The following is a 10,798-nucleotide window of genomic DNA, read 5'->3' as shown; positions in this document are numbered from 1 at the left end:
ACCGAGCGGCCGAAACCCGAGGTGCATATCCATATCGATCTGGAGAGTCTGCTGCGGTTGGCGGATCATCCCGGGCATGTGGAGGGTCACGGGCCGATCGATCCGGAGTTGGCGAGGTTGCTCGCCGGGGATGCGACGTGGCAGGCGGTGATCACCGATGCAAGGCGCATCGATGCCGAACGAAACGGCTCTGTGGGCGATGGGGGCGCGGGCGACAGCTACTGCGGTGGCGACACCAACGGCAATGACGACGGAGTCAGCGGCGGCGAGATTGCCTGCGACAAAGCCGCTGAGGGACGCCGCGACGGCCAACTGCCACGAGAACCGAAGTCCGACAGCGAGTCAGGGGAACCCAACCCAGGGGATAGCTCTGTCTCGAACCCGACACCTGGAGTCCCGACCCGCTACCGCCTCCGACGCAGGACCGCGGGGCAACTGCCGCCGCGGCAGGACTCACCGAGGCCATCACCGGACACGAACCCACGAGGGCCGCGGATCACCGACATTCTCGACGCGATCACCGCGAACCCCGCCCTGCTCGACGGCCAATACCCGGACGGGCACGGCGGATACGCCCACCCACCCCGCGGAGCCCTGACCTACCGGCCCAGCAACAGCGTCCGCACCGCGGTCTTCGACAAGTACGACACCTGCACCTTCCCCTGCTGCACCGTCAAGGCCCGCGACTGCCAGTTCGACCACATCGTCGAGTTCGACCCCGACAACCCCCTCGCGGGCGGCTGGACCGTGGAGAGCAACGGCGAACCCGCCTGCATCTGGCACCACCAGGCCAAGACCGACCGACTCTTCCGCGTCGTCCGCCTCGACGGCGACGTCATCGTCTGGATCGGCCAACACGGCGCAATCGGGGTCACCCTGCCCCTGCCGGTCGAGCAACGACCCAGCGCCCGCACCAAGAAACCCGCAGCGCGGCCGACCTCGAAGCCGACACCCGCACCGCCGCCGCCCGAACCACCCGACCCCGGCATCTACGAACTGACCTGGTGGGAAACCCACATGCAGCCCACCGACCTACCCCCGACGCTCCCGGAACTCGCCACCATCAGTGACCCCGGCCACCTCGCGCGGTGCGCACAACTGCGCGCCCACCACGCCGAACACCTCGCGATCCTGGGCGAACGTCTCCGCCATCAACCCCCGCCGTTCTAGAACACGGCCGCGGTGATCAGCGCGAGCAGCGGGGTGATCCCCTGAACCACCGCCGGCCGCAGGTACTTTGCGCCCGTCGATGCGAGTACCACCGCGGCACCGACGATGCACACACAGCAGAAGACGACGATGGCGTGCCCGGCGGCGCCCCCGATGATCAGGCCGACAACGATGCCGATCGCCAGGAAGAGGTTGTAGAAACCCTGGTTGTAGGCCAACGGACGGGCGACATCCGCGTCCTGCTGGCTGGTCAGTCCGAAGCGTTTCCAGACCTCCGGGCGCGTCCACCACACGCTCTCCATGGCAAAGATCACGACGTGTAGCGCAGCAGCGAGACCAGCGAATATCTGGGCGATGACCGGCATGACAGAACGATGCCACACCGGCACGGGCATCGCGCGGTAACACAGCACGACTGCCCGCACAAGGCCCGCTGGGAGGAGCCGAATCGCCGAAACCCCGGCCTCCGGGCGGGCGGCACGCGCTCCCCCGCCCCGAAGACTCGAGGGCATGAACGTCGTCTCCAGGCGCGCCTTCCTGATGGGGCTCGCCGCCACCCCGATCGCCCTGTCCGCCGGATGCGCTGCCGGCCGGCCGAGTCCGGCGGGAGCCTCTTCCCGGCCGCTGCCCATCCCTCCGCTCGCGACCGCTACGACCGACGGGGCGGGTGCGCGGCATTTCACCCTCACCGCAGGGGCGGGCAGCTCGGAGATCGTGGCAGGCAAGTCGACCGCGACGTGGGGGTTCAACGGTTCGATGCTGGGTCCGACCATCCGCGCCCGCCGCGGCGAGTCGGTCGCGTTCACCATCGACAACGGCCTGCCCGAGGCGACCACGGTGCACTGGCACGGGATGCACGTGCCCGCCCGCTTCGACGGCGGTCCGCACCAGACCATCGAGCCCGGCGCCCGCTGGGAGCCGGCATGGACGGTGAACCAGCCGGGCGCGACCCTCTGGTACCACCCGCACCCGCACGGCTCCACCGAGAAGCACGTCTACCGCGGCCTGGCCGGACTGTTCCTGGTCGACGACGAGGTCACCGACGCCGTCGACCTGCCCAAGACCTATGGGGTGGACGACATCCCGCTGATCATCCAGGACAAGCGCTTCACCGCCGACGGAACCCTCGACGAGTCCGACCCCACCGACATCGGACTGCTGGGCGACACCATCGTCACCAACGGGATCGCAGGCGCCCACCTGCCGGTCAGCACCGAGAGGGTTCGGCTGCGGATCCTCAACGGCTCCTCGGGCCGGATGTACAACCTCGGCTTCGCCGACGATCGCGAGTTCCACCTGGTCGCGAGCGACGGCGGCCTGCTTGCGGCGCCCGTGCCGCTCACCCGGGTCCGGCTCAGCCCCGGCGAGCGGGCGGAGATCGTGGTGGCCGTGAACGGCTCGAACGCGCTGCTGCGCGCGCTGCCCCACGAGGACCACGCCGGACTCGACCGCGGCGACGCGGCCGCATTCGGCGTGCAGGAGAGCTTCGACGTCCTCGAACTGCGACCCAGCGAGAACCCGACCGGCTCACCCGCACTACCCGCATCGCTGGCGACCATCGCACGGCTCGACCCCACGGGTGCGGCCGCCGAGCGCAGCTTCGAGCTCCAGTGGTTCATGATCAACGGCGCCCAGATGGACATGAACCGCATCGACTTCTCCCCCACCGTCGACACCACCGAGGTGTGGACGGTGCGCAATGTCGACAACTGGCCGCACAACTTCCACGTGCACGACGTGCAGTTCCAGATCATCGACATCGACGGCAGCCCGCCGCCCCCGGCACTGGCCGGCTGGAAGGACACCGTCTACACGCCGCCGGGCGTCCGGTTCCGGCTGGCGCTGCGCTTCACCGAGTACTCCGACCCGACCTTTCCGTACATGTACCACTGCCATCTGCTGCTGCACGAGGATCAGGGCATGATGGGGCAGTTCCTCGTCCTCGAACCGGGTCAGAAGCCCGCTCCGATGGCGATGGACATGGACATGTCACACCAGGGGCACGGCGGCTAGCGGTTGGGAGGCCTGATGGAACCGGACGAGGTCGATTTCGCGCACACCGACGCGGCCGACCGGAAGCGGCGCGAGAAGGCCACCGAACTGGCCCGGTTCGCGTGGGACCGGGCCATCAGCGGAGCCGAGCTCCTCGACCTGCCCGACGACCGGTTGCGCAAGCTCGCGAGGGCAGCGGGCGCGAATCCGCCGAGCACCAGGGAGACCTGGACCGTGGTTGCCGACCTGCTCGACCAGAAGTCGACATGGGCCGCGGCGAACCCCGACCACCCGCAGGCCACCCCGGCGCACGCCGACGAGAAGATCATGTGGGTCAAGCGGCCCATCCCGCCCTGGACCTAGCTGTACTGCCCAGGGACGTTGGTCAAGCGGCTGAAGGGAACGTTCCTGCCGATGGCGGAGTGTTGCCGGTGGTGATTGTAGGTGTGCAGCCACGCCGGTAGCGCTGATCTTCGGGTTCGTTCGGACTTGTAGTGGCGGGCGAAGGCCCATTCGGCGGCCAGGGTGCGGTGGAAGCGTTCGATCTTGCCGTTGGTCTGCGGCCGGTAGGGGCGGGTGCGTTTGTGTTTGACCGCCAGTTCGGCGCAGGTCTGCTTCCAGAGCGTGGAGCGGTAGCAGCCACCGTTGTCGGACAGGACCCGTTCGACCGTGACACCGCGGGCGGCGAACCAGCTCACCGCCCGGCGCAGCACCGCGACGACGGCCGTCGTCGCGGTTTCGTCGTCGTGGATCTCGGCGTAGGCGACTCGGGAGTGGTCGTCGATCACGGTGTGCACGAACGCGTGACCGAGCAGTTCATTGTGGTGTCGGCTGCGGGTCGTTCCGGGTGTGCTCTGGCGGTTCTTGCGGCCCTTCGCGCGTCCGACGAACCGCCAGCCGCCGCCGTCGGGGATGTTGCCGAGCTTTTTGACGTCGACGTGGATCATCGACCCCGGGTGGGGGTGTTCGTAGCGGCGGATCACCTCGCCGGTGCGGATGTCGATGTGCGAGAGCCGGTTCAGGCGGCACCGCACCAGGACCGCATGGACTGTCGAAGCCGGCATGTTCAGCCGGGAGGCGATCGCTAGCGGGGATAGGCGTGTGCGCCAGCGCAGGTCCACGATCTTGCGTTTGACCTGTTCCGGTGTGCGGTTCGGGCTGTGGTGTGGGCGGCTGGAGCGGTCGACCATGCCGACCTCGCCCATCTCCAGGTATCGCACGGCCCACCGTTTCGCGGTGGGCCAGGAGACGTTGAAATGTTCGGCTGCCCGCACGATCGGCCAGCCGTCGTCGACGATGAGCTGGGCCAGCAGTAGCCGGCCCCTCGGAGTCAGGGGTGCATTAGCGTGAACCACGAAGGTCTCCTGTCGGTCAGTGGTTGTCTCAGCAACTTCCACTTCACGACAGGAGACCTTCCCTGTTCAACGACCAGTCACAGCGTGTCGTCGCAATCCCTCAACCAACCTGCCTGGGCAGTACACCTAGCCCAGCGAGAAAAGGTCGGTGCACTCCCCTACCGGCCTCGCCCGCAGGATCTCGCGCGCACGCGACCGCGCGTTGTTGTACTCGAACCACGCCGTGTCGTCGTCGACGTCCATCCCGAGCAGCGCGCACGAGCGTGCAGGCTCTGGCAGCCGGTCGAGGGCGGGCACCGCATCGACGGACAGGCCGCGCAGGTACCCGACGTCGATGTGCCCCGTGTCGGCGTACCGCTGCGCGTTCCGCTCCGCGATGTAGCCATCCGGATTGAGCGCGGCGAACCCGAGCAACCCCACCGCCACCGAAGCCAGCACCGCCCGCGGCAGCCACCGCGCCGACATCCGCACCCCGGCCACCATCAGCAACACGAAGACCACACCCAGCCACAGCTCAGTCGCCATCACGCCCACGCGCAGCCGGGTGAAGCCGAACTCGTTCTCGTACAGCGACATCCGATGCACCGCCGACGCGACGATCACGAGGGTGAGGACACAGAGCGCCCCGAGGAGCAGGCGGGCGCTCAACCGGTCCCCCGAGTCCCGCCGATCCACCTTCCGGACGGCGACCGCGATGACGGCCAGGGTCAGGACGGTGACCGCGGTGAGCTGCCAGAAGCCCTGCCGCGCGTAATCGGCGTAGGTCAGATCGTCCGTGTCCTGCACATGGTCGTCCCCGCCGAACAGCACCCGTACCTGCACCGCGACGAAAACGACGAACAGCAGGTCCAGCAGCGCCAGCGGCACCGCCCATTCCCACCGCGCGACCGGGCGACCGGGCCGGGGCGCCAGTGCATCGAATCGCGGGGTCCGTCGCCGCAGGTAGGCCCCCGCGAGGGCGGTGCCCACGACGAGAAAGCCGAGAATCAGGCGGCCCACCGGATTCGTCACCTGCACGTCGGGAACCACGGCGCCGAACAGCTCGGCGAACTCCGGATCCGCGCTGACGAAGAGCGAACCGAACACCAGGATCAGCACGACGCTGATCGCCGTCACGGCGAGCACCCGTCCCGGTTTCACCCCCCGCCCGGTCCGTAGCCGGGCGCGGCCACGCCGCACCCAGCCGCTCACCCGCACGGGGGTGAGCCAGACCGCGGTCGACGCCAGCGCGAGGCCCGTCCACGTCCAGCCGCCGACAAGGGCGACCGATCCGACGACCCAGCTCGCCACGACGCACAGCGTGATCAGCCACTCGGCGCCGCGCACCGCCGCCACCGCGAGCAGGGCGAGGGCGCCGAGGGCCGCGCCGATCTGCAGCCCCGTCGGACGCGGACGAACGGTCGCGAATGCGGTCGCCGCCACCGCCACTCCGGTCAGGAGGTAGGCGATGCTCACCACCGTCACCTGCAATGTGAGGGTGGCGATGGCGCCGGCACCCAGTGCAGCGGCCAGGGTCGCGCGGGGGGCCATCGACGTGTGGTCCTGCCGCCACATCCCGCGTGGCCAGCGCCAAGGGCGGCCGCCCCGCACCATTTCGGGGCGCGCCGCCGTCATCGCTCGGTTCATCGTCTCTGCGCTCATCTGGTCCTCCTGATCCGCGCCCGCCCGGCACGCGGGCAGGCGTCATCACGGGACCGGCCGGGAAGGCCGGACCCCCAAGGGAATTCGTCTTGTTGGTTGCGCTAGGTCTGTGGAATCGACACCCGGATGCAGCAGCCCGGACCCGTGTCGAGGACCTCGATACGGCCGCTGTGCAGCTCGACCGCCCAGCGTGCGATCGCCAGGCCGAGGCCGGTCCCGCCGTCCTGCGCGCCGCCGCGGGTGAAGCGCTCGAACACCCGGGACCGGTCGGCCACGGGGATGCCGGGGCCGTCGTCGTGCACGTCCAGGATCAGCTGGCCCGAGTCCTGGTCGATCCGGACCCGGACCCGCACGGGCGCATCCGGCGAACCGTGCCGCGCCGCGTTGTCGAGGAGGTTGGTGATCACCTGATGGAGTCGGGCCGTGTCCGCGACGGCGCGCAGCCCCGCCGGTGTCACCTCCACCAGGGCAGGCAACGGACCGCTGGGGCCTGCGGCCTGCCGGATCACCTCGTCCAGGAACGGCTCGATCTCGAAGGTGGTGCGCTGCAACGGCACCGCGCCACCCTCCAGCCTGGACAGATCCAGCAGGTCCGCCACCAGGCTGCCCAGCCGTTCGGTCTGGGCGAGCGCCGACCGCATCGTCTGCTGATCGGCCGTCTCGACGCCGTCGACCACGTTCTCCAGCACCGCCTGCAGGGCCGCGATGGGGGTCCGCAGCTCGTGTGAGACGTTGCCGATCAGCTCACGGCGGTATCGGTCGTCGGCCTCGAGGTCCTCCGCCATCTGGTTGAACGCCGTCGCCAGCTGGCCGATCTCGTCCCGCGACGTCGAACGCACCCGGCGCGAATAGTCGCCGGTCGCCATCGCCCGCGCCGCGGCGGTCATCTCCCGCAGCGGCGACGTCATGCCGTGCGCGAGTACCTGCGTCACCGCGAGCGCGGCGAGGAGGGCCGCGAGCAACGCGAACCGGAACTGCCACTGCGCGGTGATCCAGAAGGTCAGCGAGGCGAGGAACAGCGAGGCGACCACCAGCAGGCCGGTCTTGGCCTTGAACGAACGCAACGGGTCCAGCGGCCTCGGCCAGTTCACCTCGGCACCTCCAGCGCGTAACCGACCCCGTGCACGGTGCGGATCATGTCGCCGCCCAACTTGCGGCGCAACGCCTTCACATGGCTGTCGACGGTGCGACTACTGGCCGACTCGCCCCAGCCCCAGACCTGTTCGAGCAGCGTTTCGCGGGCGATCGCCGCGCGCGGCCGCAGGGCCAGGTGCGCCAGCAGGTCGAACTCGGTCCGGGTCAGGTGGACCTCCTCGGATCCGAGCCGGACCCGCCGAGCGGTGAGGTCGATCGTCACCTCGCCGATGGCGAGGGTCTCGGGCTGCTCCGGCACGGCACGCTCGGAACGGCGCAGCAGCGCGGCCACTCGAGCGACCAGGATCCGCATGCTGAAAGGCTTGCTCAGGTAGTCGTCCGCGCCCACCCCGAGCCCGATCACCATGTCCGTCTCGTCGGCGCGGGCGGTCAGCATCAGCACCGGAACCGGCCGGGTGGCCTGGATACGCCTGCACACCTCGAGCCCGTCGAAGCCAGGCAGCATGACGTCCAGCACCACCGCGTCCGGGTCGAAGCTCGCGCACGCGGACACCGCGCCCGGCCCGTCCGCCGCCGTCTCGACCTCGTACCCCTCCGCGCGCAACCGCGCGGCAATCGACTCGGAGATCGTGCGTTCGTCGTCGACGACGAGCACTCTTCGCTGGGTCATGCATCGACTGTATGGGCCGGGTGTGGGGATGCCCGGCAGGAGTTGTGAAGGTTGTGTGCAGGTTTGTGGGCCGCGACTCAGCCGAGTTTGTGCGAGTAGACCGCCAGCCGGACGCGGTTGTCGCAGGCGGTCTTGTCCATCAGGTTGGCGATGTGCGTCTTCACGGTCGTCACCCCGAGGTGCAGTCGGTCGGCGATCTCCTGATTGCTCAGCCCGTCACCGACGAGGGCCAGCACCTCCTGCTCACGTGCCGTCAGCGCGACGCCCGCGTCCCCGGACGGCTGCGGGCCGGTCTCGAGCGCGCGATCGACCAGGCGGCGCAACAAGTCGGGTGAGAACAGCATGTCGCCGTCGACGATACGGTGGATCGCGCTCAACAGATCGGTGGGCGCGGTGTCCTTGACCAGGAATCCCGCCGCCCCCGCCGCCAGCGCGGGATAGAGGTGATCGTCGTCGTCGAAGGTGGTGAGCACCAGCACCTTTGCCTGCGGCCGCGACCCCAGGATCTGGCGGGTCGCCTCGATGCCGTCCAGTCCCGGCATCCGCAGGTCCATCAGGATCAGGTCCGGAGACAGCTCGGCGGCCAGCCGGACCGCCTCGACCCCGTTCGCCGCCTCGCCGATCACCTCGAGGTCCTCGGTCGACTCGCACAGCATCCGCAGCCCGGCGCGGACCAGGCGCTGGTCGTCGACGATCAGCAATCGGATCACTTCTCCCCCTCCGCTGCCGTGACGGCGGCGCCGGGGAGCCAGGCATCGACCTCCCACCCCCGCTCGGTGGGGCCGACGTCGAGGGTGCCGCCGACGAGTTCGACGCGCTCCCCCATCCCGATGATCCCGTGCCCGGCCGGATTCGGGACGCCCGCATCATGGCCGGAGTCGGTGACCCGGACGGCGATTCCCGCACTTCGGTGTGCCACCGTCACCGCGACCGCCCCGCCAGGGTCCACGTGCTTCATGACATTGGTCAGCGATTCCTGCACCACCCGCAGCAACGTGAGCCTGCCGATCGCGTCCAGCCCGCGGAGGTCCTGGTCCACCTCCGAGGAAACCGTGAACCCCGCCGCCCGGGTGCGCTCGATCGCGGCCTCGATCTCCGTCGGCACCGCGTCGGACTCGACCAGCGCGACCTCGCCCAGCGCCGGATCCCGCAACGCCACCAGCAGCCTGCGGATGTCGGAGAGCGCATCGGAGGCCGTCGCGTGCACGTCGTCGAGCACCTCGTGTACCCGCGGGTCCGCATCTGCGAGCACGTGCCGCGCGACCCCGATCCGCAGCACGATCGATGCCATGTGGTGCGCGACGAGGTCGTGCAGTTCCCTCGCCAGCGCACTGCGTTCGGCGGTCCTCGCGTGGAGTTCGGCTTCGGCCCTGCGTGATTCGGCCGACGCTGCCTGCGCCCGGTAGGTCACCGCGAGGTCCCGTTGCGCACGCAGGTACAGCCCGAGCAGCAGGGGTAGGCCCACATACGCCACCGTCGAGACCGCGGTCGCGGGGCGCCAGAAGTCCGTGTGGCTGTCGACCCAGATCCCGGCTAGCACCGCACCGGTCCAGCACGCGGTCGCCGTGACCACCTGCCAGGTCCGATGTGTGCGCATCGCGACCTCGGCCAGCGACACCGCCCCCAGATACGGGACCAGCTCGGACAGCCCCCACGCGTCCGCGGCGAACAGCGGAACCGCCAGCGCGGACAGCACGACAGAGACGGGTAGCGGCCACCGGTCGCCCACGACGAAGACCGCGGCCGCGGCCACGGACAGCAGCCAGTAACCGGCAGGCACCTGGTACTCGCCAGGGAAGTCGCTCGCGAGCAGCATCAGCGGCACCAGGACCAGGGGCGCACAGCGCACCAGCGGGCGCAGGTCGCGACGCGGTCGGATCTCGATCACGACTCAACGGTAGGTGAGCCGATGGTCGGAAACCTCCTACCTGGGGAGGAGGCCGTAGACGCGCCGCGCGTTCGTCTCGAACAGCGCGGACCGAGCGTCGGCATCGAATTGCGCCGCCGCTGCCCGGTATCCGTCGTACAGCCGGTCGAACTCGCCCGTACATGCGGTCCACCGGGAAGTTGCTCGCAAACATCGCCCGCCGCGGACCGAAGACCTCCAGGCACCGAAGCACCCACGGCCGCTGGGCCGCCCCGTCCAGGGTGTGCAGCGCCATGCCCAGCCCCGAGATCTTGCACTGCACGTTCGCGCGCTCACCGAGCACACCGAGCGCGGCCGACCACTCATCGAAATCCGCTGCGGCGATGGGCCATCCGGCGTGCTCGAGCACCACGGCCAGGTTCTCGTGGCCGCGCAGGACCTCGGACCAGCCCGGCATGGAGCGGGGATGCGCGACGAGGTCGAACACCAGCGAGTGCCGCCGCAGGTAGTCGAGCAGCGGCACGGTCACCTCGGAATCAGGGCGGAGCCCACGCAGCACCCGGATCCCACGGAAGAGCGGGTTGCGTCGCTGCGTGTCGAGGTCGGCCCGGATCGAGGGCCAGCCGGCGGCGGGGTCGACGGTGCCGATCGCCGCAGCGGGCCAACCGTCCGCGCGTGCGAGCTCCCCGATCCACTCCAGTTCGTCGAGATGTGTTCCGGTTCGGCTGACGGCCGAGACATGTACGATCGCGCGGACCTCATAGCCGGCGGTGTCGACGAGGTAGTCGGCCGCGGTGTAGTCGTGTGCCAATCGGCGCAGGTCACCGAGCGTGGAGGGCCTCGCGTCGCCCCGCTGCTGCATCAGCGGGTACCACGGCCGTCTCGACGGCAGCCAGTGATGCACATGCGGGTCCACGATCGCGATGGCCTGGTTGTCCGCCATGCCCCCAGCCTGGTCGCGGGCGGTATCGACGATCAAGCGCGGTCACCGCGGAATGGGAGACCGGG

The 10,798-nt window shown here is 69.7% G+C and carries 9 protein-coding genes and 2 pseudogenes; 3 read left to right on the top strand and 8 right to left on the bottom strand.

All coding sequences use genetic code 11. The annotated features are described in order from the left end of the window. A pseudogene (locus C8K38_RS07405) lies at window positions 1–1,170 on the top strand (hypothetical protein); the annotation flags it as partial. Here C8K38_RS07405 and C8K38_RS07400 read toward each other — a convergent pair. Continuing rightward, window positions 1,167–1,535 carry a DUF1304 domain-containing protein gene (locus tag C8K38_RS07400; protein WP_097210631.1) on the bottom strand — a complete coding sequence of 123 codons (369 nt, stop codon included), beginning with the start codon at window positions 1,533–1,535 and terminating at the stop codon, window positions 1,167–1,169. The pseudogene C8K38_RS07405 and the gene C8K38_RS07400 sit on opposite strands and share 4 nt — an antisense overlap. 145 nt (window positions 1,536–1,680) lie before the next feature. Here C8K38_RS07400 and C8K38_RS07395 point away from each other — a divergent pair, with 145 nt between their 5' ends. Together C8K38_RS07395 and C8K38_RS07390 are read left to right on the top strand one after the other, a co-directional pair. Then, window positions 1,681–3,183, top strand: a complete 1,503-nt coding sequence (locus C8K38_RS07395; protein ID WP_097210630.1) for a multicopper oxidase family protein — start codon at window positions 1,681–1,683, stop codon at window positions 3,181–3,183. A 15-nt stretch (window positions 3,184–3,198) separates the two neighbouring features. After that, a complete protein-coding gene (locus C8K38_RS07390; protein WP_097210629.1) occupies window positions 3,199–3,525 on the top strand; it encodes a hypothetical protein in 327 nt (108 codons plus the stop codon). Here C8K38_RS07390 and C8K38_RS07385 read toward each other — a convergent pair. The 7 genes and pseudogenes from C8K38_RS07385 to C8K38_RS28055 all read right to left on the bottom strand — a co-directional run. Further along, window positions 3,522–4,517 carry an IS481 family transposase gene (locus C8K38_RS07385; RefSeq protein WP_108168804.1) on the bottom strand — a complete coding sequence of 332 codons (996 nt, stop codon included), beginning with the start codon at window positions 4,515–4,517 and terminating at the stop codon, window positions 3,522–3,524. The two genes, C8K38_RS07390 and C8K38_RS07385, sit on opposite strands and share 4 nt — an antisense overlap. A 126-nt stretch (window positions 4,518–4,643) precedes the next feature. Further along, a complete protein-coding gene (locus tag C8K38_RS07380; RefSeq protein WP_306455715.1) occupies window positions 4,644–6,158 on the bottom strand; it encodes a DUF4153 domain-containing protein in 1,515 nt (504 codons plus the stop codon). A 101-nt stretch (window positions 6,159–6,259) separates the two neighbouring features. Further along, the gene (locus tag C8K38_RS07375; RefSeq protein WP_097210626.1) at window positions 6,260–7,249 is read right to left on the bottom strand and encodes a HAMP domain-containing sensor histidine kinase; all 990 of its coding nucleotides are present in this window, start codon (window positions 7,247–7,249) and stop codon (window positions 6,260–6,262) included. After that, on the bottom strand, window positions 7,246–7,923 hold the full coding sequence (locus C8K38_RS07370) for a response regulator transcription factor (RefSeq protein ID WP_097210625.1): 678 nt from the start codon (window positions 7,921–7,923) through the stop codon (window positions 7,246–7,248). The genes C8K38_RS07375 and C8K38_RS07370 overlap by 4 nt, the downstream gene beginning before the upstream one ends. A gap of 77 nt (window positions 7,924–8,000) precedes the next feature. Further along, window positions 8,001–8,633, bottom strand: coding sequence for a response regulator (locus C8K38_RS07365; protein ID WP_097210624.1), 633 nt, complete (start codon window positions 8,631–8,633; stop codon window positions 8,001–8,003). Beyond that, window positions 8,630–9,808, bottom strand: coding sequence for a sensor histidine kinase (locus C8K38_RS07360; RefSeq protein WP_257017135.1), 1,179 nt, complete (start codon window positions 9,806–9,808; stop codon window positions 8,630–8,632). The genes C8K38_RS07365 and C8K38_RS07360 overlap by 4 nt, the downstream gene beginning before the upstream one ends. A gap of 181 nt (window positions 9,809–9,989) precedes the next feature. After that, window positions 9,990–10,733 (bottom strand): annotated as a pseudogene (locus C8K38_RS28055) (amidohydrolase family protein); the annotation flags it as partial. Window positions 10,734–10,798 lie beyond the last annotated feature (65 nt).

The sequence above is a fragment of the Rhodococcus sp. OK611 genome (assembly GCF_003050885.1).
Lineage (GTDB): Bacteria > Actinomycetota > Actinomycetes > Mycobacteriales > Mycobacteriaceae > Rhodococcus_G > Rhodococcus_G oryzae.
The sequence above is the reverse complement of the archived record's forward strand: the minus strand, read 5'-3'. Positions and strand labels throughout refer to the sequence as shown.